Annotated in this window: 23 protein-coding genes; 15 read left to right on the plus strand and 8 right to left on the minus strand. The window is 61.5% G+C overall.

Going from position 1 to position 23,581, the window contains the following annotated elements; translation table 11 throughout:
• Nucleotides 1-17: 17 nt before the first annotated feature.
• From BUA38_RS31875 to BUA38_RS31895, 5 genes are all read right to left on the minus strand, one after another.
• A complete protein-coding gene (locus BUA38_RS31875) occupies nt 18-2,684 on the minus strand; it encodes a bifunctional diguanylate cyclase/phosphodiesterase (protein WP_072826599.1) in 2,667 nt (888 codons plus the stop codon).
• A gap of 135 nt (nt 2,685-2,819) precedes the next feature.
• Complete coding sequence (moaC, locus tag BUA38_RS31880; RefSeq protein ID WP_072824312.1) at nt 2,820-3,317, minus strand: cyclic pyranopterin monophosphate synthase MoaC; 498 nt, start codon at nt 3,315-3,317, stop codon at nt 2,820-2,822.
• Between the two features lie 3 nt (nt 3,318-3,320).
• On the minus strand, nt 3,321-4,142 hold the full coding sequence (trpC, locus tag BUA38_RS31885; RefSeq protein ID WP_072824313.1) for an indole-3-glycerol phosphate synthase TrpC: 822 nt from the start codon (nt 4,140-4,142) through the stop codon (nt 3,321-3,323).
• A gap of 8 nt (nt 4,143-4,150) precedes the next feature.
• Entirely contained in the window at nt 4,151-5,164 is a 1,014-nt protein-coding gene (trpD, locus tag BUA38_RS31890; RefSeq protein WP_072824315.1) for an anthranilate phosphoribosyltransferase, read from the minus strand.
• 26 nt (nt 5,165-5,190) lie between these two features.
• On the minus strand, nt 5,191-7,092 hold the full coding sequence (locus tag BUA38_RS31895; protein ID WP_072824317.1) for a peptidylprolyl isomerase: 1,902 nt from the start codon (nt 7,090-7,092) through the stop codon (nt 5,191-5,193).
• Between the two features lie 247 nt (nt 7,093-7,339).
• Here BUA38_RS31895 and tpiA point away from each other — a divergent pair, with 247 nt between their 5' ends.
• The 7 genes from tpiA (at nt 7,340) to BUA38_RS31930 (ending at nt 13,831) form a co-directional block, all read left to right on the plus strand.
• Entirely contained in the window at nt 7,340-8,092 is a 753-nt protein-coding gene (gene tpiA, locus BUA38_RS31900) for a triose-phosphate isomerase (RefSeq protein WP_072824319.1), read from the plus strand.
• Between the two features lie 124 nt (nt 8,093-8,216).
• On the plus strand, nt 8,217-8,597 hold the full coding sequence (gene secG, locus BUA38_RS31905; RefSeq protein ID WP_072826600.1) for a preprotein translocase subunit SecG: 381 nt from the start codon (nt 8,217-8,219) through the stop codon (nt 8,595-8,597).
• Between the two features lie 183 nt (nt 8,598-8,780).
• Nucleotides 8,781-10,412, plus strand: a complete 1,632-nt coding sequence (locus BUA38_RS31910; RefSeq protein ID WP_072824321.1) for a CTP synthase — start codon at nt 8,781-8,783, stop codon at nt 10,410-10,412.
• A gap of 84 nt (nt 10,413-10,496) precedes the next feature.
• Nucleotides 10,497-10,823, plus strand: coding sequence for an NIPSNAP family protein (locus tag BUA38_RS31915; RefSeq protein ID WP_072824323.1), 327 nt, complete (start codon nt 10,497-10,499; stop codon nt 10,821-10,823).
• A gap of 11 nt (nt 10,824-10,834) precedes the next feature.
• Nucleotides 10,835-11,701 carry a VOC family protein gene (locus BUA38_RS31920; protein ID WP_072824325.1) on the plus strand — a complete coding sequence of 289 codons (867 nt, stop codon included), beginning with the start codon at nt 10,835-10,837 and terminating at the stop codon, nt 11,699-11,701.
• 53 nt (nt 11,702-11,754) lie between these two features.
• Nucleotides 11,755-12,603 carry a 3-deoxy-8-phosphooctulonate synthase gene (gene kdsA, locus BUA38_RS31925; RefSeq protein ID WP_072824327.1) on the plus strand — a complete coding sequence of 283 codons (849 nt, stop codon included), beginning with the start codon at nt 11,755-11,757 and terminating at the stop codon, nt 12,601-12,603.
• A 25-nt stretch (nt 12,604-12,628) separates the two neighbouring features.
• Nucleotides 12,629-13,831, plus strand: coding sequence for an MFS transporter (locus BUA38_RS31930; RefSeq protein ID WP_072824329.1), 1,203 nt, complete (start codon nt 12,629-12,631; stop codon nt 13,829-13,831).
• Nucleotides 13,832-13,835: 4 nt separating this feature from the next.
• Here BUA38_RS31930 and BUA38_RS31935 read toward each other — a convergent pair whose 3' ends face one another.
• Together BUA38_RS31935 and BUA38_RS31940 are read right to left on the minus strand one after the other, a co-directional pair.
• Nucleotides 13,836-14,711 (minus strand): LysR family transcriptional regulator, encoded by an 876-nt coding sequence (locus BUA38_RS31935; RefSeq protein ID WP_072824331.1) that lies wholly within the window; start codon nt 14,709-14,711, stop codon nt 13,836-13,838.
• A 3-nt stretch (nt 14,712-14,714) separates the two neighbouring features.
• On the minus strand, nt 14,715-15,758 hold the full coding sequence (locus tag BUA38_RS31940; RefSeq protein WP_083587851.1) for a YeiH family protein: 1,044 nt from the start codon (nt 15,756-15,758) through the stop codon (nt 14,715-14,717).
• A gap of 299 nt (nt 15,759-16,057) precedes the next feature.
• Between BUA38_RS31940 and BUA38_RS31945 the strand changes: the two genes are divergently transcribed.
• Nucleotides 16,058-16,504 carry a DUF4188 domain-containing protein gene (locus BUA38_RS31945; RefSeq protein WP_197685888.1) on the plus strand — a complete coding sequence of 149 codons (447 nt, stop codon included), beginning with the start codon at nt 16,058-16,060 and terminating at the stop codon, nt 16,502-16,504.
• Between the two features lie 6 nt (nt 16,505-16,510).
• On the opposite strand, the gene queF is transcribed toward BUA38_RS31945, so the two are convergent.
• Nucleotides 16,511-16,999, minus strand: coding sequence for a preQ(1) synthase (queF, locus tag BUA38_RS31950; protein ID WP_072824335.1), 489 nt, complete (start codon nt 16,997-16,999; stop codon nt 16,511-16,513).
• Nucleotides 17,000-17,120: 121 nt separating this feature from the next.
• Here queF and eno point away from each other — a divergent pair, with 121 nt between their 5' ends.
• The 7 genes from eno (at nt 17,121) to pdhA (ending at nt 23,551) form a co-directional block, all read left to right on the plus strand.
• On the plus strand, nt 17,121-18,404 hold the full coding sequence (eno, locus tag BUA38_RS31955; protein ID WP_072824337.1) for a phosphopyruvate hydratase: 1,284 nt from the start codon (nt 17,121-17,123) through the stop codon (nt 18,402-18,404).
• A gap of 36 nt (nt 18,405-18,440) precedes the next feature.
• Entirely contained in the window at nt 18,441-19,580 is a 1,140-nt protein-coding gene (locus BUA38_RS31960; protein WP_072824339.1) for a zinc-binding dehydrogenase, read from the plus strand.
• Nucleotides 19,581-19,646: 66 nt separating this feature from the next.
• On the plus strand, nt 19,647-20,039 hold the full coding sequence (locus BUA38_RS31965) for an MAPEG family protein (RefSeq protein ID WP_072824341.1): 393 nt from the start codon (nt 19,647-19,649) through the stop codon (nt 20,037-20,039).
• 166 nt (nt 20,040-20,205) lie between these two features.
• The gene (locus tag BUA38_RS31970; protein WP_072824343.1) at nt 20,206-21,204 is read left to right on the plus strand and encodes an MBL fold metallo-hydrolase; all 999 of its coding nucleotides are present in this window, start codon (nt 20,206-20,208) and stop codon (nt 21,202-21,204) included.
• A gap of 189 nt (nt 21,205-21,393) precedes the next feature.
• Nucleotides 21,394-21,951, plus strand: coding sequence for an NADPH-dependent FMN reductase (locus BUA38_RS31975; protein ID WP_072824345.1), 558 nt, complete (start codon nt 21,394-21,396; stop codon nt 21,949-21,951).
• An 87-nt stretch (nt 21,952-22,038) separates the two neighbouring features.
• Complete coding sequence (locus BUA38_RS31980) at nt 22,039-22,356, plus strand: FtsB family cell division protein (RefSeq protein ID WP_072824347.1); 318 nt, start codon at nt 22,039-22,041, stop codon at nt 22,354-22,356.
• 178 nt (nt 22,357-22,534) lie between these two features.
• Entirely contained in the window at nt 22,535-23,551 is a 1,017-nt protein-coding gene (gene pdhA / locus BUA38_RS31985; protein ID WP_072824349.1) for a pyruvate dehydrogenase (acetyl-transferring) E1 component subunit alpha, read from the plus strand.
• Nucleotides 23,552-23,581 lie beyond the last annotated feature (30 nt).

The raw sequence follows: 23,581 nt of genomic DNA on the forward strand, positions 1-23,581 counted from the left end.
AAAGAGAGCGGCCGCGCTCACGCGGCCGCGGTCGGCGTTGCGTTGCGGCTGAAGAGAATCTCTCTGACGGCGCTTGCCGGCTTCGGGGCGCTGAAGAGATAGCCCTGCATTTCGGTGCAGCCGAGCCCGCGCAACAATTGCTGCTGCCGCTCGGTCTCCACGCCTTCCGCCGTTGTCGTCATGTGCCGGGCGGCTGCGATGTTGACCACCGCCTGGACGATCGATGATCCGCCTGCTTCGGCGAGCCCGGTGACGAAGCAACGGTCGATCTTGATCTTGTCGAACGGGAAGCGGTGCAAATAGCTCAGCGACGAATAGCCGGTGCCGAAATCGTCGAGCGCAATCCGCACGCCGATGCCGCGAAGCTGATGCAGGATATCAAGCGCGGCCTCGTCGTCGCGGATCAGGACCGCCTCGGTGATCTCCAGTTCCAGCCGGTCCGCCGGCAGTCCGGAGGCGGCGAGCGCTGAAACGATCTTCAGCGCCAGCGTGCCGCTCTTGAACTGAACCGGGGAGACGTTGACGGCGAGATTGATCCCTTCGGGCCAGGCCGTGGCTTCGAAACAGGCCTTGGTCAGGACCCATTCGCCGAGTTCGTTGATCAGGCCGGTCTCCTCGGCAATCGGGATGAATTCGGCAGGCGAAATCATGCCGCGCTTGGGGTGGCGCCAACGTACCAGCGCCTCACAGCCTGTGATCCTGTCGTTCTGGAGGCTGAGGCAGGGCTGGTAGTAGATTTCGAGCGCCTCGTCGGCGATCGCCTTGCGCAGATCGATTTCGAGCTGACGCCGCGCCCTCACGTGCGCATCCATGGAAGGTTCGAAGAAGCGCCAGGTGCGCCGGCCGGCCGATTTGGCGGCGTACATCGCAAGATCGGCGTTCTTGAGAATCTGGTCGAGATCGGCGCCATGTTGCGGGGCTATCGCGATGCCGATGCTGGCGTCCGAGGTCAGCTGATGGCCGAGGCAGTCGTAAGGAGCGCGGATCGCCTCCAGCGCGCGCGTGGCAAGGTCGGCGACCTCATCCGGATCGCTCACCCCGGTCTTGACGATGGCAAATTCATCGCCGCCCAGCCGGGCGACGAAACCGGCGCTGCCGATGCAGGAGCCGAGGCGCCTGGCGACCGATTTCAACAACTCATCGCCGATCATGTGGCCGAGGGAATCGTTGACGCTCTTGAACTCATCGATGTCGATATAGAGCACGGCCAATTGATGCGCGGCGTCGGCCTGGGCAAGTTCCTGCCGCAGCCGTTCGTGGAACAGTGCGCGATTGGGCAGGTCCGTCAACGCGTCGTAATGAGCCAGATGCCGGATCTGCTCTTCGGCGCGCATGCGCTCGGTAATGTCTTCGTGGGTGGCGAGCCAGCCTTTTTTCAGCGGCTGATTGACGATCTGTATCAGACGTCCGTCGCCTGTCTCGAAGGTGTTGCGGGTGATCTTTCCGATCGCGACGTTACGCCGGACGCCGGTAATGAAAGCTTCGACGTCGCCTTTGAACGACCCGATCGTCTTGCGGTATAGGAGCAGGTCGCGAAAGCTGAGGCCCGGTTTCACGACCCCGGGTGACAGCCCATACATCGAAATATAGCGCTGGTTGCAGACGACGAGCCGCTCGGAGGAATCGTAGAGCAGGAGGCCCTGCGACATGTTGTTGATGGCGGTGTCGAGGCGCTGCTTTTCTGTTCGGTGCTGCTGAAGCAGCTTTCGAACGAACAGAAACAGCATCGCCGTGATGACGATCGCGGAGAGGATCGCCACCAGGACCAGGAACTGGGTCTGCGTCCGCCAGTCGGCAAGCGCGGCGTCGACCGCGAGGCTTGCGATAATGGAGATCGGGAAGTGTTGCAGGGAATTAACCGATGCGATCCGCCTCTGGCCGTCGATCGGGCTGGTTACCCGGAGCGTGCCGCCGTTCGGCAGCGACATATAGGCGTAGACGTTGGAAGACTGGATATTGGAGCCGATCATGTGTTCGATGTGCGGGTAGCGCGCCAGCAGAATGCCGTCGCGCCGGTACATCGAAATCGCGGCGCCGTCCCGCAGCACCACGGAGGCAAAGTACTTCTCGAATGTTGCCGGCGCGATCGATCGCGTGATTATACCGACGAACTCGCCCTTGGGTCCGCTCAGCCTTTGCGCGACGATGGTGACCCATCCTCCGGAGAAAACCCGACCGCGCACGAGTTCAATCTGGATTGGAGTGGAGTCACTGCCAGATTTGAGAGTCTTGAAATAACCGCGATCGGAAATCCTGACGTCCGGGACCGGCCAGACCTCCGAGGAGTTGATCAAGTTGCCGTCCGCGTCGAACACGCTGATGCCGGCCGCATCCGAATAGGCATTGACCTTTGACCGGAGTTCCTCGTGCCATTCCAGGGTGGACAGGTGCCCTTTCAGCATTTCGGAGCTTGTGCCGCTGGCATGCAGGCGCGTGGCGATGTCCTTCAGGACGAGCGTGAAGTCCTCGATCTGCTGATCGAAATGCCGCGCGATGAGTTGGACGGTATTTTCCAGCTCGCGTTCGTTGCTGCTCAGCGCCCGTTCGCGAAAATTGTCGATCATCATGACGGTGCCGAGCGCGATCGCTGCGATCAGGAACACGCCGCCGCCGATCAGCCAGCGGATCGGGCCGCTGGAGAAAAATGCTTTCATGTCGAATGAGCTGCTGCCGTCTGCCGTCATCGCGATCGCCACCATATGCGAATGCCGGCCAATTCCCCCATGCCGGCGCATAGTTGTTACAGCAGCGGTATGGAAGTGAGGTTAGCAATTGGAGTTAACCGTCGATGAATTCGGCCGAGTTGATTTTAGCGACGTTTAGCTCTCGGCGCGGTAATGCCCGGATTTTCCGCCGGACTTCTCGACCAGGCGAATGCCTTCGATACGCGCGCCGCGTTCGACCGCCTTGATCATGTCGTAGATGGTGAGGCAGGCGACAGAGACCGCGGTCAATGCCTCCATCTCGACCCCGGTCGGCCCGGTCACCTTGACGGTGGATTGCACCCGGCAGCCCGGCAGCCTGGGGTCGAGCGAAATGTCGACCGTTACTTTCGACAGCGCGAGCGGGTGACACAGCGGAATGAGCTCGGAGGTGCGTTTGGCGGCCATGATGCCGGCGATCCGCGCCGTCGCCAGCACATCACCCTTCTTGGCCTTGCCTGATGTGATCAGCTCGAGCGTCGCCTTGCTCATGATGACGCTTCCCTCGGCGACCGCTGTCCGTTCGGTCGCGGGCTTGGCCGACACGTCGACCATCCGCGCTTCGCCTTTGGCGTCGATATGGGTGAGGGCAGCTTTGGATGGACGTCGCGCCATGTCCTAACTGGCCTTTGTGGCTTCGACATCAACGTCGCGCGCGAGCAGGGCACGCGTCGCCGCGGTAACGTCGCTCTGCCGCATCAGGCTTTCACCGACCAGGAAAGTCGAAATGCCGACGCGCGCCAACCGTGCCAGATCGGCAGGGGTAAAGATTCCGCTCTCACCCACCATCAGGCGGTCTTTCGGGATCAGCGGCGCCAGCGCCTCGCTGGTCTCAAGCCTGGTCTCGAAGCTGCGCAGGTTGCGGTTATTGACGCCGATCATTGGCGAACGAAGTTTCAAGGCGCGATCGAGTTCGCTGTGGTCGTGGATTTCGAGGAGCACGTCCATGTCATAGGCTATCGCCGCGGCTTCGATCTCCTGCGCGGCTGTATCTTCCAGTGCGGCCATGATGATCAGGATGCAGTCGGTGCCAAAAGCGCGGGCCTCTGCCACCTGATAGGTGTCGTACATGAAATCCTTGCGCAGCACCGGCAGTTTGGTGGCGGTGCGCGCTGCGACCATGAAATCGAGATGGCCCTGGAACGAAGGCGTGTCAGTCAGCACGGAGAGGCAGGCGGCGCCGCCGGCTTCATAGGCCTTTGCTAGCGCGGGTGGATCGAAGTCGGCCCGAATGAGCCCTTTGGAGGGCGATGCCTTCTTGATCTCGGCGATCAACGCGTAATCGCCGCGCGAGAGCTTGTCTCTGATCGCCGCCACAAAGCCGCGAGGCGAGGGGGCGGCCTTGGCGAGCGCCTCCACGGTTGTCAGCGGTTGGGCGCGTTTGGCCGCCGCGATCTCCTCGCGCTTGTAGGCCTCGATCCGCTTCAGGATGTCGGACATCACATACTCTAGCTGTTCGAGACCTCGACAAGGCGCTTCAGCCGTTCCGCTGCCGCGCCACTGTCGATCGATTGGATGCCGAGCGCGAGGCCCTCTTTCAAATCCCTGGCACGGCCTGCAACGACCAGCGCCGCCGCCGCATTGAGCAACGCCACATCCCGATAGGCGCTCGGGCGGCGTGCCAGGACGTTTCGCAGCGCCAGCGCGTTGGCGGCAGCGTCGCCTCCCTTCAAGGCTTCGCCGGCGACGCGCTTGAGGCCGACCTCTTCCGGCGATACTTCGAAGGAGCGGATCGCTCCGTTTTCAAGCGCGGCAACGGAAGTCGGGCCGGTGAGCGTGATCTCATCGAGGCCATCGGAGCCATGCACCACCCAGACCGCTTCCGAGCCGAGGTTCTTCAAGACCTGCGCCAGCGGTTGCACCCACTGCCGGGAGAACACGCCAACCATCTGCCGCGTGACGCCGGCGGGGTTGGAAAGCGGCCCGAGAAGATTGAAAATCGTGCGGGTCGCAAGCTCGACGCGGGTCGGGTTTACGTTCTTCATCGCCGGATGGTGCGCCGGCGCAAACATGAAGCCGATGCCGGCGTCGTTCACGCATCGGCTGACCTGTTCCGGCGTAAGGTCGATCTTCACGCCAAGCGCGGCGAGGACGTCGGCAGCTCCCGAGCGCGACGACAGCGCGCGGTTGCCATGCTTGGCAACCGGCACGCCGGCGCCGGCAACGATCAGGGCCGCACAGGTCGAAACGTTCACCGAACCCGAGCCGTCACCACCGGTTCCGACAACGTCGATCGCATTGGGCGGCGCTTTGACTTTCAGCATCTTGGCGCGCATCGCCGAGACCGCGCCGGTGATTTCGTCGACGGTCTCGCCACGGACACGCAACGCCATCAACAGCCCGCCCAACTGCGATGGCGTGGCCTCACCGGACATCATCCGGTCAAAGGCGGATGCGGCCTCCTCGCGCGAAAGCGTGGCCCCGGTCGCCACCTTCGCAATGATTGATTTGAGATCGTCCATCACACGCTTTCGGCCAAACGCGACGCTCAGTTGTTGTTCGCTCCGGTCACCTGCGCAAAGGCGGTTTCGTTGACGCTGGTGCCGATCGTTGATTCCAGTTTGGTGACGTACTGGGCGATCTGCTCATCGGTCTGCGCGCGCTGGAGGCTGTCCTTCAGCTTCTTCATCCCGTCCGAGGCAAGATCGACCGGCGGCACCGTGATGTCGGTGACGCGGAAGACGACCCAGCCGTTCGCGGCGGCATCGGGCGTCTGGCCGGCAGCGTCCTTGGCGGTGCCAAACACGGCCGCCACCACGCCTGCATTGAGGCCGGACAGGGTGGCACTTCGGTTGAAACCGCTGGCGGTTTCGACAGCGAGCCCTGCCTGGGCTGCTTCATCGGCAAGCTTGCCGCCCTGGTTGAGCTTCTGGACCATGTCCAAGGCCTTGGTACGCAAGCGGCTTGAGATCTGTTCCGTGTGCCACCGCGCCTCGACCTGATCCTTGACCTCGTCGAGATTGCGCTCGCGCGACGGGGTAATGCCGAGCACGTCATACCAGACATAGCCGCCGTTGAACGAGATCGGATCGTTGTCCACGCCGACGTCGCTGTTGAAAGCCTGCGTCACCACGTCGAGTCCGCGTGGAAGGGCTGCGGGCTGGCCATTGGGCGCGCGGCCCGAGCGGTCCACCGCATCGATGGTCACGGCGGCAAGGCCAAGCTTCTGCGCGGCCTCGACGACGCTTGCGCCGCCGCCGCGCTCGTCTTCCATCTTGTCGCGGAGTTCGGCGACCTTCGTGCGCGCGCGTTCGTTGGCGATGTCGCGTTTGATCTGCTGGGCAGAGCCCTCGTAGGTCGCCGTGACGCCGGGCTCGATCTTGCCGACCTTGACGAGCGCGAAGCCGAACCGTCCCTGCGCCGGCTGACTGACCTCGCCTGAGGTCAGCGAGAAGGCGGCGTCAGCAATCGCGGGTTCGACAATGCCGGATTTGGCGATCATGCCGAGGTCGATGTCGGCTTGGCCGAGACCTCGCTCCTTGGCGACGTCCTCGAACGATGTGCCGGATGCGATTTTGCCCCGTGCGGCCGTGGCTTCGTCCGCGTTCGGGAAGGTGATTTGCTGGATCTCCCGGCGCTCCGGCGTGCCGAGCTTGTCCCGGCGTTGCTCGAAGACCTTTTTCGCATCTTCGTCGGAGACGTCGGTCCATTTGCCGATTTCTTCCGGCGTAACGACGACGTAGGAAATCTTGCGATACTCCGGCGCCCGGAACAGCGCCTTGTGATCCTCGAAATAGGCCGCCAGCGCCTCGGGCGAGGGCGGATCGATCGTCCCCGCCTGGGTCGCGCCGAGCTTGATATACTCGATCGAACGCTGCTCGCTCTGGAACCGCGCCAATGCTTCCAGCTGCACGTTCGACGGCTCCAGTCCCGCCGCGATCGAGCCCGCGATCTGACGGCGCAGCAGGATGCGCCGCTGCTCGGCGATGAAGCGTTGTTCGCTGTAGCCCATCTGCCGGATCAGGCTTTGAAAGCGCTGCGGATCGAAGGAGCCGTTGACGCCCTTGAAATTCGGATCGTTGAAGATGGTCTTCAGCGTTTCCTCGGTCGACTGGCCAAGGCCGAGCCGCCGTGCCTCTTCGTCAAGTGCAGCCTCAGCGATCGTCTGCTGGAGCACCTGCCGATCGAAGCCAAACGCGCGGGCCTGCTCCGACGTCAAGGGACGTCCGAACTGACGACCGATCTGTTGCAGCCGGTCCATATAGATCTGGCGGAATTGATCGGTCGAAATTTCCGTGCGGCCGACCTTGGCGAGGCTCGACTGTCCAAAGCCCCTGAAGATATCGGCGATGCCCCAGATGCCGAAACTGACAATCAGGACGCCCATCACCGTGGCCATGATAATTTTGCCGAGCCAGTTTGATGAGGCTTTGCGCATTCCTCGAAGCATAGGGTCCAACTTGTTGGCAGGAGGGAACCGGCCGCCGCCCAAGGGAATTCGATTTCGAATACCGCAAAAGGGGCATCACCGGATTGATAACGCATCATAAAGTGGCGGCCTTTTACCCGCAACCAGCGCTGACGCCAATTGAAAGAGTTAACGACCCGCGGGCCTCCGATTTGGGCCGATCTGGCCGAGTTTGCCTACCTCTGCTAGCGATTGGCGTAACAGCGCTTTTTGAAGGAACCTTTTGGACATGACCATTCGGCCCCTGATCGCCGGCAATTGGAAGATGAACGGCCTGCGCGCCTCGATGATGGAATTCGAGGCCATGGTCGCGGGCGCCTCCAAGGTAACCGGCAAGGCCGATCTATTGGTCTGTCCGCCGACAACGTTGATCGCGGCCTTTGCAGCCAAATTGTCCGGCTCAAAAGGCGTGACGCTCGGTGGCCAGGATTGCCATCCCAAGCCGTCAGGGGCCCATACCGGGGATATCTCGGCCGAAATGCTGGTGGACGCGGGTGCCAGTGCCGTCATTGTCGGCCATTCGGAGCGGCGCGCCGATCACGGCGAGAGCGACAGCCTGGTTCGGCAAAAGGCCGAGGCGGCCTGGCGCGCCGGCCTTACGGCGATTGTTTGTATCGGTGAAACCCAAGGCCATCGTGACGCTGGCCAGACGGTCGATATCTGCCGCGGGCAGCTTCAGGGATCGCTTCCCGAGGGGGCGCGGGCGGACAATCTGGTCGTGGCTTACGAGCCGGTCTGGGCGATCGGAACGGGGCTGACGCCCACGGCCAAAGATGTCGAGCAAATTCATCAGTTTATCCGGGAGACCCTGACCGCCCGGTTTAGGGATGAGGGTTCCCGCATGCGGATCCTCTATGGCGGCTCGGTCAAACCGTCGAATGCGAAGGAATTGATGGGGGTCGCCAACGTCAACGGCGCCCTGATCGGCGGGGCCAGTCTCAAGGCCACCGATTTCCTTGCGATTGCAGCCGATTGTCCCTAACTGAGCAGCAAGCTCAGCCGGGGGTGACAACTCCCTGTGCAATCGTGTAACACCCGGCCGAATTCAATTCCCGCAAAACCGAAACGTGCTGCCGGCCAGCCTTGGTTTGCGACGAAAGGTCGAAATGCAGACTGTCATTATCGTAATCCATTTGATGATCGTCGCGACGCTGATCGCAACCGTGCTGCTTCAGAAATCTGAAGGCGGCGGTCTCGGCATGGGCGGCGGCGCCGGCTTCATGTCGAGCCGCGGCACGGCCAATCTGTTGAGCCGGACAACCGCCGTTCTTGCTGCGGGCTTCTTCCTCACCAGCCTGTTTCTGTCCTGGCTTGCCAGCTACGACCGCAAGCCGAGTTCGGTCATCTTGCCGACCTCGCAGTCGCAGCCGGCGGGTGGCGCGCCCACAGCGCCGTCGGGTGGCGGTGTCCTGGATTCGCTGAAGAAATCCGACGAGGCGCAACCTCCGTCCGCACCTCCGGGGCCGGAAGCGCCGCGCTCGCAATAGGCGCCGTTCGCAATAAAGCAGGATGGCCATGCACTGTGGCCGTCTACTGTGCCGTATCAAGGTTCTATATCAAGGCCTTGATATCTCTTTAAATTTGGCGTCACCCACAGGCCGGGAGAAATTCACGGCTATGAACCTTTTCGTTTTGGCGAATCGCTTCTGTGGCCTTAAAGGTTGAGTCCCATGGCGCGGTACATCTTCATCACCGGCGGCGTGGTTTCCTCGCTCGGAAAAGGTCTGGCTTCAGCGGCTCTTGGCGCGCTGTTGCAGGCACGTGGCTACAAGGTTCGGCTGCGAAAGCTCGATCCCTATCTCAATCTCGATCCCGGAACGATGTCGCCATACCAACATGGCGAAGTGTTCGTGACCGACGACGGCGCCGAGACCGATCTCGATCTCGGCCACTATGAGCGTTTCACCGGGCGCCCGGCTACAAAGGCCGACAGCATCACGACGGGACGCATCTATCAGGACATCATCACCAAGGAGCGGCGCGGCGACTATCTCGGCGCGACCATTCAGGTGATCCCGCACGTCACGAACGCGATCAAGGATTTCATTCTCGACAGCAACGACGAGTACGACTTCGTGCTGTGCGAGATCGGCGGCACCGTCGGCGACATCGAGGGTCTGCCGTTCTTCGAAGCCATCCGCCAGGTCAAGAACGATTTGCCGCGCGACCACGCGATCTACATCCATCTGACGCTGCTGCCGTTCATTCCGAGCGCGGGTGAATTGAAGACCAAGCCGACGCAGCACTCGGTCAAGGAATTGCGTTCGATCGGCATTCAGCCGGACATCCTGTTGTGCCGCACCGATCGTCCGATCCCGAAGGAAGAGCGCCGCAAGCTCGGGCTGTTCTGCAATGTGCGCGAAAGCGCCGTGATCGAGGCGCGCGATGTCGACAACATCTACGCCGTGCCGGAAGCCTATCACGCCGCAGGTCTCGACGATGAGGTGCTGGCGGCGTTCGGCATTACCTCGAAGATTCCGCCCAGCTTGCAAAGCTGGAACGTCATCAACGAGCGGGTCCGCAATCCCGAAGGCCAGGTGACGATTGCCATCGTCGGCAAGTACACCGGCATGAAGGACGCTTATAAGTCGTTGATCGAAGCCTTGTCGCATGGCGGCATCGCCAACAAGGTGAAAGTCAATCTCGACTGGATCGAGAGCGAGGTCTTCGAGAACGAAGACCCGGCACCGTTCCTCGAACACGTCAACGGCATCCTCGTTCCGGGCGGTTTCGGCCAACGCGGCGCCGAGGGGAAGATTCGCGCGGCGCAATTCGCGCGAGAACGGAATGTGCCCTATTTCGGCATCTGCTTCGGCATGCAGATGGCGGTGATCGAGGCCGTTCGAAATCTCGTCGGCATCGCCGATGCCAATTCGACCGAATTTGGACCGACGCCGGAGCCGGTCGTAGGTCTGATGACCGAGTGGCTGCGCGGCAACGAGTTGGAGCGGCGATCGAGAAACGGTGATCTCGGCGGCACCATGCGGCTTGGCGCCTATCCGGCAGCGTTAAAGCGAGGCAGCCGTGTCTCGCAAGTCTATGGCGGCGCGACCGAGATTTCGGAACGCCACCGTCATCGTTATGAAGTCAACACCGCCTATAAAGACCGGCTCGAGCAGCACGGCTTGCGTTTCTCAGGCCTATCGCCCGATGGCATCCTGCCGGAGATCGTCGAATACCAGGATCATCCCTGGTTCATCGGCGTGCAATTCCATCCCGAATTGAAGTCGCGGCCCTTTGAACCCCATCCATTATTTGCCTCCTTCATCGAGGCGGCGATGGTGCAAAGCAGGCTCGTTTAAGGCGCATGCGGGAGCCTTTGACGGGCTCCCCGATTGTTGCGAAAAGACGCTCCCCGCCAAGAACACGTTCAATGGGAGTGCTTGATGATCTACGAAACTCGCGTCTATCGCTGTCTGCCGGGCCGGCTGCCCGCGCTCTTGAAGCGCTTTGATACCATCACGCTGAAACTCTGGGAAAAGCACGGCATTCGCCAGGCCGGTTTTTTCACGACGCTGGTCGGCGAATCCAACCAGGAGCTGACTTACCTGCTCGCCTGGGAATCGCTTGCCGAACGCGAGAAGAAGTGGACGGCGTTCCAGAGCGATCCCGAATGGATCGAGGCGCGGGCCAAGACGGAAGCCGATGGCCAGATCGTCGGCAATATCGTCAACCAATTGCTGGTGCCGACCTCCTTCTCGTCGGTGAAGTAAAAACTCCCCCGATGCCCCATGGCCTCGATCATGTCGTGCACGCCGTCCGCGACCTGGATGCGGCGGCGGACTTCTACGTCCGCGCCGGGTTCATCGTGGGCGGCCGCAACCGCCATCCCTGGGGCACGCACAACCGCATTGTGCAGCTGAAGAACTGCTACATCGAGATTCTGGAGGTCGCCGAGCCCGAGAAGATCGTGCCCCACGGGCCGCGTTTTTTCTCATTCGGCGGCTTCAACCAGCATTTCCTCGCCCGCCGCGAGGGCTTTTCGATGCTGTTGCTCAATAGCCGCGATGCGGCAACCGATGCGCGCTCGTTCGAAGCGAGCGGCATTGGCGCGTTCGATGTGTTCGATTTTGGCCGCGAAGGAAAGCGGCCCGACGGCAGCACGGTGAAGCTTACCTTCTCGCTGGCTTTTGCCGCGGAACCTCTTTCGCCGGATGTGCGGTTTGCCGTGTGTCAGCATCACTATCCCCAGAATTTCTGGAATCCGGCGTTCCAAACTCACCCCAACGGGGCGCAATGCGTGCCGAGCGTGGTGCTGATCGCCAATCGCCCGATGAGTCATCAAGTTTTCCTCAAGGCCTACACGGGCGCGGGAGAGGTGATTTCGAATGCGGCCGGCATATCGGTGCACACGGAGAATGGTGACATCGAAGTCATGGAGCCATCCGCCGCGCGCAACGGCCTGGGTATCCCGGTCAAGGCGGATGGCGAGGCGATCACGTTGAATGCCATGCGCTTTGCCGTCGCCGATCTGCCGGGAACGGAAGCCTTGCATCTCCGAAGCGGGTTAGCTGTAAGACGTCAGGGCGGACGGCTGGTTGTGCCGCCCGACGAAGCCTTTGGCGCAACCCTGATATTCGAACAAAATTAGGTTGATCGGGGCGTAAGTGCCCGGCATGGTCGCGCCCAAACAGGACTACACCTTTGAGCGCCGCTGTTTCCGCTGCAGAAATTGTTGACGTCGGCCCGGTCAAATTCGGCAACACCTTGCCGATTTCGATCATCGCGGGTCCGTGCCAGCTCGAGAGCCGCGCACACGGGCTTGAGGTGGCGTCCGCGTTGAAGGAAATCGCTGATCGCCTGAAGATCGGGCTCGTTTACAAGACCTCCTTTGACAAGGCCAACCGCACCAGCGCTTCGGCCGCGCGGGGATTGGGCTTGCCGCAGGCGCTGCCGATCTTTGCCGAAATCCGCTCGTCGCTGGGATTGCCCGTGCTGACCGATGTGCACGAGGCCGCGCAATGCGCCGACGTCGCGCAGGCGGTGGACGTCTTGCAGATTCCGGCCTTCCTGTGCCGGCAGACGGATCTGCTGCTCGCGGCGGCCGCGACCGGCAAGGTTGTCAACGTCAAGAAGGGCCAGTTCCTGGCGCCTTGGGACATGGCCAATGTCGTGGCCAAGATCACGGGCGCGGGCAACTCGAGAGTTCTCGTTACCGAACGCGGTGCCTCGTTCGGCTACAACACGCTGGTGTCGGACATGCGGGCGCTGCCGATCCTCGCGCGTACCACCGGCGCTCCTGTGATTTTCGATGCGACCCATTCGGTGCAGCAGCCCGGCGGCAAGGGCACCTCATCGGGCGGCGAGCGCGAATTCGTGCCCGTGCTGGCGCGAGCGGCGGTGGCGGTCGGCGTGGCCGGCGTCTTTATCGAAACCCATCCCGATCCGGATCGCGCGCCGTCGGACGGGCCCAACATGGTGCCGTTGCGCGATTTCGAAGGCTTGCTGAAAACGCTGATGGCATTCGACCAGGTCGCCAAGAATGGCCAATAAGAATGCCTGAGAACGTGACGCGCTGATGCCGGAGACCCTGCCGCGGCCGCTTGATCGCATACCGCCCGCCATCAACATCATCGCGATCGCAAATTTCGCAGCAAGTCTCTCGGCTCGCGCGCTCGATCCGGTCCTTCCGCACGTTGCGGAGGATTTCAGCATCAGCATAGCGACGGCAGCGAGCTTCGCGGCAGTATTCGCCTTCACCTTTGCCGTGATTCAGCCGGCATTGGGCGCGGCAGCCGATCTCTTCGGCAAGGTTCGCCTGATGATTGCGTGCCTAGTGCTTTTGGGCTTGGCCAACGTCCTCGGCGCGGTCGCCACCTCCTTTCCCCTGTTGTTTGCGACGCGAATTCTCGCCGGTATCGGCTCCGGCGGCGTCTTTCCGGTGGCGCTCAGCCTGACCAGCGATCTCGTCGGGCCGGAAAAACGCCAGATCGCGATCGGGCGGACACTGGCGGGTTCGATGACCGGCAATCTCCTGGGCGCCTCGTTCTCGGGGGTGATCGGCGATTTTCTTGGCTGGCGCGGCGTGTTGGCCACGCTCGGCTGTCTGGTCGTCGCCGCTTCGGTGGCCGTCGCGGCCGGCTTTCGCGGCAAGGCGATCGCGCACACGCCAAAGACCACTCTGCGCGCGCTGCGTCACGGCTATCGCACGATCTTCAGCAATCCGAATGCGCTGTGTTACGCCGCCGTGTTCATCGAAGGTTGCTGCGTGCTCGGCCTCTTTCCCTATCTCGCTTCGTTCCTGTTCGATCTTGGCGAAACCCGGTTGTCGATATCAGGCATCGTGATCGCGGGTTTTGCCATCGGCGGCCTGTTTTACACGATGACGATTTCGCGCTTCCTGCCGCGGCTCGGCGTCAACGGCATGATGATATCAGGCGCTTCATTGGTCGGCCTTCAACTCGCCGCAACCGCTTTTGGACCGAGCTGGCAAGTCCAGATGATGTGCCTGCTGTTGATGGGATGGGGCTTCTACATGATCCATGGCTGCTTGCAGGTTTTCGCCAGCGAGCTCTCGGTAGAAGCCCGCGCCACGGCGCTTTCGCTGCATTCGTTCTTCTTTTTCATGGGCCAGACGGTCGGCCCGATCGCCTACGGTTTCGGAATTCAAAACGCCGGCAAGGCGACGACCTTGCTGACGAGCGCCGTGATCATCATCGCGCTCGGCTTTGCCTGCGCGCGGCTGTTGCGCCAACGGCCGCCGGCGGATGCGGCTGTCTAACGATCTATTTCATCGATTTGAGCAAGGCGTCTTCGGCGCGGCTGACGTGCCGCTCCTTGTGGCGCAGGAGGTAGAAGGATCGGCGCGGCAGGTCGAAGCGGACGCGGTGCAGCGTTTTGGCTGCGATGGATGGCGCCGCCACTAGATCGGAAATGCCAGTTGCACCATCGCCGGCTTCGACGGCGGAACGGACCGCCTCGTTGGAAGGCAGTTCGAGCGAAACCTTGAGATCGGATAGTTTAAGTCCGTTCTGGCGAAGCGCCGCCTCGAACATAGACCGCGTGCCAGAACCTCGTTCTCGCAGGATCCATGAACTCGTCGGCAAATCCTTCGCGGAGACCTTGGTTCGGTCCGCCCACGGATGTTTGGCGCCGACGGCGAGGATCAAGCAGTCGCCGTCGATCTTGCTGGCGCTCAGAAGGCCTTCGTCGACTTCGCCTTCCACCAAACCGAGATCGGCGCTGCCCTCGCGTACCATCCGCGCGACCTGCTCGGTATTTGAGATTGAAAGCTTGAGTTCGATGCCGGGATAGGCCGCGTGAAACGCCTGGACCCGCCGCGGCAGCCAATAGTTTCCGACCGTCTGGCTTGCGGCAAGGGAAAGCGAGCCGCGTTTCAAACCGGCGAGGTCGTTGAGGACCTGTGTCGCGTCCTTGGCCCGCGCGAGCACTGCGCGGGCTTCGACCAGAAAATCGCTGCCGGTACGGGTGAGCACGATACCGCGGCCGACGCGGTCGAAGAGCTTGATGCCGTAACGCGCCTCGAGCGCCGCGATCGCGGCGCTCGTTGCCGATTGGGTGAGGTTCAGCTCGCTGGCGGCCCGCGTCACGTGCTGTTGCTCGGCGACGGCGACGAAGATGCGAAGCTGTTCGAGTGTCATCAGCTATCCCCAAAGTTTGATCGATACGAGACTGAAGCTGGCGATGAAGAGGAAGGCGAGGGCGCCCAACAGCGCAGGCCGGATGCCCCTGGCCGAGAGCTTGCGGATGTCGGTTTCCAATCCCATCGCGGCAAGCGCAACGGAAAGCAGGAATGTCGTGGCCGCCACAATCTCCGCCTTTGCTGCAACCGGAATGGCCATCACGCTGTTCAGTCCGACCACCGCAATAAAGCCTAGCACGAACCAGGGCATTGGCGGCTTCGCCGAAGTCGAACCACGGGAGGCGGTGTTTCGCGACGCCATCCAGCCCAGCACAATCACGACCGGCGCCAGCAGCATCACACGCGCCAGTTTCGCGATGGTGCCGAATTCGCCCGCTTGCTTGCTTCCCTGAAAAGCCGCGGCAACGACTTGTGCGATCTCGTGGATTGAGGCGCCGCTCCAAAGCCCGTACGCATGGGGGTCGAGATGCAGCAGGCCGGGCAGCAACGGATAGGCGAACATCGCGACCGATCCGAAAATGGTGACGCAAGCGACCGCATAGGCGACATCCTCGTCGTCGCCGTTCGTCACGGTGTTGGTGGCGATCACCGCCGACGCGCCGCAAATTGACGTGCCGGCCGCGATCAGTTGCGCGAGCTTGCGTTCGACGCCAAGTAGCCGTCCCATCCAGACCGTAAAGGTGAAGGTCGCGGCGAGCGTCGCTGCGATGATCAGAAAGTCGCGGTATCCGACTTCGACGATCTGGCTCGCGGTCAGCTGAAACCCAAGCAGGATGATGCCGAAACGCAGGAGGCGCCGCATGCTGAAGGCAACACCTGGCTTCGCGATCGCGGGCGTGCCGATGAAATTGTGAAAGGCGGTTCCGATCAGGATCGCCAGGATCAGCGGGCTGAAGGTCTTCAGTCCGGGCAACTCGCGCAGCCAATAAGCCGATGCGGCGACGACCGAGGCCATCAGCAGCCCCGGGAGGGTCGCAAGGGCGCGCTTGATGTTCGGCGAGGTGAAATGGGCATTGGGTACGACTGGCGAGGCAGGGTAGGTCATCGGTGGGCTCCTTGTGCTGCCCAACGAATATCCGCACTCTCAATCGTTCAATCCAACAGATTATATAAGTAAAATCAATCGATTTTATTTGTTAGTCGATTCAGCCACTGTCGCTGCGACGGCGCGTGCATTGAGCCGCCCAATCCGAGGTGGCATGATGAAGTCGCTTCGATGACGCCAACTACCGTCGATTGCCGCGTCCATCACGGTGCGGACAAGCAGTGTGGCCAGGGGAGTTTTCAGCCATGTCCGGGATAGTGCCAGCTCGCATGACGGCCCAGCTCGACGGTGATTTCGTCGTGTTCCTGATCGGCATGCGCATCAACAAGTGGTGGAAATTCTGGAAATGGCTGCCCGTGGCCACGCAGATGCCACGGATGCTGATTGAGCTCGCCAAACAGCCCGAACTCGGACTTCTGCACGCGCGCAGCGTGTTCGGCTTCCCCAATGTGATGGTGATCCAATACTGGCGAAGCTTCGAGCACCTTCACGCCTACGCCACCGACCGGTCATTTGCCCACTTGCCGGCCTGGCGCGATTTCAACCGCAAAATTGCTTCCAACGGCGACGTTGGAATCTGGCACGAAACCTTTCTTGTGAAGGATGGCGCCCATGAAAGCCTTTACAACAACATGCCGCGTTGGGGGCTGGCTAATGCGGGGACCGCCGCGCCCGCAGAAGGTTCACGCAAGAGCGCAAAAGGCCGACTTCGCCAGACCGATGGCTCCGACCTCGAAGTCAGTTGAAAAAAATCAGCCCCGGCCGCGATAGGGCGCGACCCCCTGATCGGGAATCCACATGCCCTTCGGCAGCTTGCCGGTTTGCCAGAACACGTCGATCGGAATGCCGCCGCGCGGATACCAGTAACCGCCGATGCGAAGCCATTTCGGCTTGATCTCGGCCGCGATCCGCTTGCCGATCATCACGGTGCAATCCTCGTGGAAGGCGCCGTGATTACGGAAGCTCGCGACATAAATCTTGAGTGATTTCGATTCCAGCAGCCAGGGGCCCGGCACGTAATCGATCATCAAGTGCGCGAAATCCGGCTGGCCGGTGACCGGGCACAACGAGGTGAATTCGGGCGCGGTAAAGCGCACCACGTAGTTGGTGTCCTTTTGCGGATTAGGCACGCGATCGAGCTTGGCGGCTTCCGGGGTCGTCGGCCATTCGACGGCACGGCCGAGCTGAAGGCCGGACGGCAAGGAGGCGGATTTTGGTGCCTTTCGGGGCTTCGTGGACATATCAGATCTCCGTTGGCGCGTTATTAGCCAATTCGCTCCTTGAGCGGCAACCTTTTCCGCCCCCTAGGCTTGCTGTAGAAGCAGCCCATTCCGTCAAACCACACCTTCCGAAGAGGCCCTCATGACAGCCATCGTCGATATCATCGGCCGCGAAATTCTCGACAGCCGCGGCAATCCCACCGTCGAAGTGGATGTCATTCTGGAAGATGGTTCCTTGGGCCGCGCGGCGGTGCCCTCCGGCGCCTCGACCGGCGCCCATGAAGCGGTTGAGCTGCGCGATGGCGACAAGTCGCGCTATCTCGGCAAGGGCGTGCAAAAGGCGGTCGAGGCCGTCAACGGCGAGATCTTCGATGCGCTCGCCGATGTTCCGGTCGAGCAGCAGGTCCAGGTCGACCAGATCATGATCGATCTCGACGGCACGCCGAACAAGAGCCGGTTGGGCGCCAACGCCATCCTCGGCGTTTCGCTGGCCTGCGCCAAGGCGGCCGCGGCTTCTTTCGACATGCCGCTCTATCGCTATGTCGGTGGCACCGCGGCGCGGACCTTGCCGGTGCCGATGATGAACATCGTCAACGGCGGCGTGCATGCCGATAACCCGATCGACTTCCAGGAGTTCATGATCATGCCGGTGGGCGCGGCAAGCTTCGCCGAAGCGCTGCGTTGCGGATCGGAAATCTTCCACACGCTGCGCGCCGAGCTGAAGAAAGCCGGCCACAATACCAATGTTGGCGACGAAGGCGGCTTTGCGCCGAACCTGCCGTCGGCGGATGCTGCGCTGGAATTCGTCATGGGTGCGATCGGCAAGGCCGGTTACAAGGCGGGCGGCGACGTCATGCTGGCGCTCGATTGCGCCGCGACGGAGTTCTTCAAGGACGGCGCTTACGTCTACGGCGGCGAAAACAAGACCCGCTCGCGTTCCGAGCAGGCCAAATACCTCGCCGACCTCGCTTCGCGCTATCCGATCGTGTCGATCGAGGACGGCATGTCGGAGGACGACATGGAGGGCTGGAAGGAACTGACCGATCTGATCGGCAACAAGTGTCAGCTCGTTGGCGACGACCTATTCGTCACCAATGTCACGCGGCTTGCCGACGGCATCAAGAAAGGCCGCGCCAATTCCATCCTGGTCAAGGTCAACCAGATCGGGACGCTGACGGAGACGCTCGCCGCGGTCGAGATGGCCTTCAAGGCCGGCTATACCGCTGTGATGTCGCATCGCTCCGGCGAGACCGAGGATTCCACGATCGCGGATCTCGCGGTCGCCACCAACTGCGGGCAGATCAAGACCGGTTCGCTCGCGCGTTCGGACCGCACCGCGAAATATAATCAGTTGCTGCGGATCGAGCAGGAATTGGGAGCGCAGGCGAAATATGCGGGACGCGGGGCGTTGAAGGCGCTAGCTTAGGCTTCGTTATATAAAAACTCAGCCGGGGAGGACGTCATGGGTGCCGATGGCAAGAGCGGCCTGCAACTGCGTTCGTTGATCAAGAAGAGCGGCGAACTCGAAATTTCGTTAGCTGAAGTCCCGACCCCGGAGCCTTCGGCCGACGAGGTCGTGGTCCGGATCGAGGCGACACCGATCAATCCTTCCGACCTCGGTCTTTTGGTTGGCGCCGCTGACATGAGCACCGCGAAGGCGGGCGGCACCAAAGAACTGCCCGTCATCACCGCAACCGTGCCGGAGCGGGCGATGCGCGCCATGGCTGGCCGGCTGGATGAATCCATGGCGGTCGGCAATGAAGGCGCCGGCGTCGTCATCCGGACCGGATCGTCGGAAGCGGCCAAGGCGTTGATGGGAAAGACCGTCGCGGTCATCGGCGGCGCGATGTATTCGCAGTACCGCACCATCAGGGCCGGCGACTGCCTGGTGTTGCCGGAAGGCGCGACGCCGGCCGACGGTGCTTCCTGTTTCGTCAATCCGCTGACCTCGCTCGGCATGGTCGAGACCATGCGGCGTGAAGGCCACAAGGCGCTGGTACACACCGCGGCGGCCTCAAATCTCGGGCAGATGCTCAACAAGATCTGCCTCAAGGACGGGATTGCGCTAGTCAATATCGTTCGTAGCGCCGAGCAGGCGGACATTCTGCGAAAGATCGGCGCCAAGCATGTCGTCGATTCCACTGCGGCATCATTTACCGAGGATCTCACTGCGGCGCTGATCGAGACCGGCGCGACGATCGCGTTCGACGCGATCGGCGGCGGCAAGCTTGTCGGGCAAATCCTTGGCGGCATGGAAGTAGCAGTCAACAAGACCGCCAAGGTCTATAGCCGCTACGGCTCCAGCGTTCACAAGCAGGTCTATATCTACGGGATGCTCGATGCCGGCCCGACCGAACTGTACCGGACGTTCGGTATGGCCTGGGGCATCGGCGGCTGGCTGCTAACCCCGTTCCTGATGAAGATCGGTGCGGCCGACGGAGCAAAGCTTCGCGCCCGCGTGGTCGCCGAGCTCAAGACCACCTTTGCGAGCCACTATACGCAGGTGGTGTCGTTGCAGGAGGCGCTCCAGCTCTCGCACCTTGCGGTCTACGGCAAACGCGCCACCGGCGAGAAGTACCTGATCAATCCGAACAAGGCTTGATGGCACCTCGGGCGAATTCAAACGGGGAAGTTATTTAGGAGGACTAGCAAAAAGGGGGAAGCGTTCATGTCTACGGATCTAAAATATCTGGCCTTTACGGCCATCCTGACTGCGTCGCTGTGGATTCCCTACATCGTCTGTCAGGTCATGACCAACGGCAATTTAACTCCAGATAATTACGTCGATCCGACGCCGCGGCCGGTGCCGTTGTGGGGCGCGCGGGCGAACCGGGCCCACATCAACGCGGTCGAGGCGTTTGCGCCATTCGCAGCACTGGTGATCGCAATTCATCTCGCCGGCAAGGCCAATGCCATGACCGCCTTCTGGGCGATTTCCTTCTTCTGGCTGAGAATGGCCCACGCCGTCGTCTATATTTTCGGCGTTCCCTACCTGCGTACGCTGATTTACACGCTTGGCTATGTGGCAGTCCTGGGTCTGTTCTGGGAACTGATCAAGTAGCACCGTCAAAGGACGGCCAGGTGCCGCTGGCGAGGCCGCGGTCCAAAAACTGTGCCCGCCGAGCCGCAAAGTGACTTGCGTTTGCATCGCAGGGAGGGAACATTCGCGCCTACAATTGCAGCCGAAAAATCACGACGCTGCATTTAATTTAAAGGGGAGGAACGTCATGAATGATCTGAACCGTCGTGACCTGTTGGCCGGAGCGGCTGCGTTCGGCGCCGCCTCCATTCTTCCGTTGGCCTCGCGGCAAGCCAACGCCGCGGCACCGGCCGCCGCCGCGCAGGCGCCTGGTTTCTACCGCTACAAGGTCGGCAGCATCGAATGCACCTCGGTCAATGACGGCGCGCGGACGTTCCCGCTACCGGACAAATGGGTGACCAACGTCAGCAAGGATGCTGCGATTGCCGCAGCGGAAGCCGCCTATATGCCGAAAGGCATGGTGACGGTGCCGTTCAACCCGCAACTGATCAATACCGGCGGAAAGCTGGCTTTGATCGACTGCGGCAACGGCATCGGGGCCTTCGATGCCACCAAGGGTCAGGCCGGCCGCATGATGCAAAATCTCGCCGCCGCTGGCGTCGATCCCAAGAATGTCGACATGGTCATCATGTCCCATCTGCATCCGGACCACACCAACGGCATTCGTGGTGCGGATGGTGGGATGGCGTTTCCGAATGCGCAAATCATGGTCCCGGCGAAGGATTGGGATTTCTGGATGAGCGATGAAAACGCCGCCAAGGCCCAGTCGAACGAGATGATGAAGAACTACTTCGCCAACGTGAAGAAGATCTATGCCGGCATCGAATCCAAGGTGACGAAGTACGACTGGGACAAGGAAATTGCGCCCGGCATCACCTCGATCGGCACGCCCGGCCATACGCCGGGACACACGGCCTTTGCGGTCGCTTCCGGCGGGTCAAAGGTTCTCATCCAGTCCGACGTCACCAATATTCCGGAATTCTTCCTGCGCAACCCGGATTGGCACGTGGCCTACGATGTTGATCCCGAGTTCGCGCAAAAGACCCGACACAAGTTCTACGACATGGCCTCGGCCGAGAAGGCGACGGTGATCGGATTCCACTTCCCGTTCCCGGCGATCGGCCATGTCGAGAAGGACGGCAACAGCTATCGGCTCATTCCGGTCGCCTTCAATCCGGTCCTCTGAGCATCGCGCTTTGGGGCATGGAACAGGCCGCCGACTCCACGGGGGTGGCCTGTTTTCGTTCTGGAAACGATTTCTTGATCGGCCGATGCGGCCTGCCCGTTACATGCACTTGCATCTTTTGCAAGTGCCGCTAGGGTGGGGCCGAAATTCCCCGCCCAGCGCGTTGTCTCATTTACCTGAGGAAAGCACATGTCCAGCCCGCATCACATCGTCGTCATCGTCGGCAGCCTCCGCAAGGAGAGTTTTTCGCTCAAGGTTGCCAACGCGCTCGCCAAGCTCGCGCCGTCGTCGTTGAAGCTTGAGGTCGTCACGCCGCACGGCATTTCCTTTTTCAACCAGGACCTGGAAGCCAATCCGCCGGCCGACTGGCTGGCCTTCCGCGAGAAAATTCAGAAATCGGACGGCGTCCTCTTCGTCACGCCGGAATACAATCGCGCAATTCCCGGCGTGCTCAAAAATGCCATCGACGTGGCCTCGCGTCCCTACGGTAAGAGCTCATTCATCGGCAAGCCGACCGGCATCGTCAGCAATTCCCCGGGACCGCTTGGCGGCGTCAACGCGGCCAAGGCTCTACAGCATATCCTTCCGGGCATCTCCGGCACGATCATGGGGCAGCCGGAGACCTACCTGAATGCGGTTGGAGACGCCTTCGACGAAAAGGGCAACCTCATCAAGGAATCGCTGCAAAAGGTGCTGCAGCAATATATCGACGCCTTCGCCGTCTTCGTCGGGAAGCAGAGCGCCTAGACCAGGCTTCGCGCCGTTCGGGATTTTGCAGGGTTTGAGGGGGTGTGTTTAGCATTCCCTTAACCCGGCGCGATCATCTTTGGCGCTATGGTTTCCCGCAGACGCCTCAAATCGTTTCTGACCGGTCTTGCCCTCTACATGATGGCGGCAGGCATGGTCGGCTATTTCGGCGTCAACGCCTATACCGGAAAATATGGGCTGAATGCGCGACAGGAACTCGATCAGGAAATCATCGCACTGACGGCCGAGCTGGCCCGTCTGAAAAAAGAGCGGAGCGAGGGCGAGCAGCGTGTCTCGTTATTGCGATCCGACCGGTTGGACCCGGACATGCTCGACGAGCGCGCGCGCTTTCAGCTCGACTATGCCAACCCGCATGACCTGGTGCGGATGACCGCGCCGAACTAGTGGCCGAAATCCACTCCGCTAGTCCTCAAATTACAAATTCGTTCCCGATAGATTTCGAAAATGTCGCGCTGCATTGCGGTGCGGCATGACCGGCGCTTTCGTATACTTGCGCAAATCCTTTCAAGGCGGTTTGAGTTGAGCTAGAGAGAGCAAATTCGCTCTCTCACTCGGAAACGCCATGGCCACATCCAAAAAAAGCGCCGCCAACGAAACCGTTCACGAGCAGGGGGCGCCGCCACCCTTCACCAGAGAACAGGAGTTGAAGGCGCTGCGGGACATGCTGCTGATCCGCCGGTTTGAGGAAAAGGCCGGCCAGCTTTACGGCATGGGCGCAATCGGCGGCTTCTGCCACCTCTATATCGGCCAGGAAGCCGTCGTGGTCGGGATGCAGATGGCCCTGAAAAAGGGCGATCAGGTCATAACCGGATACCGCGACCATGGGCACATGCTGGCCTGTGGCATGGAGGCCAAGGGCGTCATGGCCGAGTTGACCGGACGCCGTGGCGGCTATTCCAAGGGCAAGGGCGGCTCGATGCACATGTTCAGCAAGGCCGAGAACTTCTACGGCGGCCATGGCATCGTCGGCGCTCAGGTCTCGCTCGGTACCGGGCTTGCTTTCGCCAACCGTTATCGCGGCAATGATTTCGTCAGCCTGGCTTATTTTGGCGACGGCGCCTCGAACCAGGGCCAGGTCTATGAGAGCTTCAATATGGCTGAGCTCTGGAAGCTGCCGGTCATCTACGTGATCGAGAACAACCGCTACGCCATGGGCACGTCGGTGACGCGCTCCTCGGCCCAGACCGATTTCTCCAAGCGCGGCATCTCCTTCAACATTCCGGGCGAACAGGTCGACGGGATGGACGTTCGCGCCGTGAAGGCGGCGGCTGACAAGGCGGTCGCCTGGTGTCGCGCCGGCAAGGGCCCTTACATCCTGGAAATGCAGACCTATCGCTATCGCGGCCATTCAATGTCTGACCCCGCAAAGTATCGCACCCGCGAGGAGGTCGAGAAGGTTCGCCACGATCAGGACCCGATCGAGCAGGTCCGCAACCGATTGCTCGCGGCGAAAATGAGCGAAGACGAGCTCAAGAAGATCGATGCCGAGGTGCGCGAGGTCGTCAATGCAGCAGCCGATTTTGCGCAGCACGATCCCGAGCCCGACGTCGCCGAACTCTATACCGACGTCTACCGATAAGCGTCTGTAGCGCTGGATGCGCGCGCTCTA

The organism is Bradyrhizobium erythrophlei (assembly GCF_900142985.1).
GTDB classification, from domain to species: Bacteria; Pseudomonadota; Alphaproteobacteria; order Rhizobiales; family Xanthobacteraceae; genus Bradyrhizobium; species Bradyrhizobium erythrophlei_B.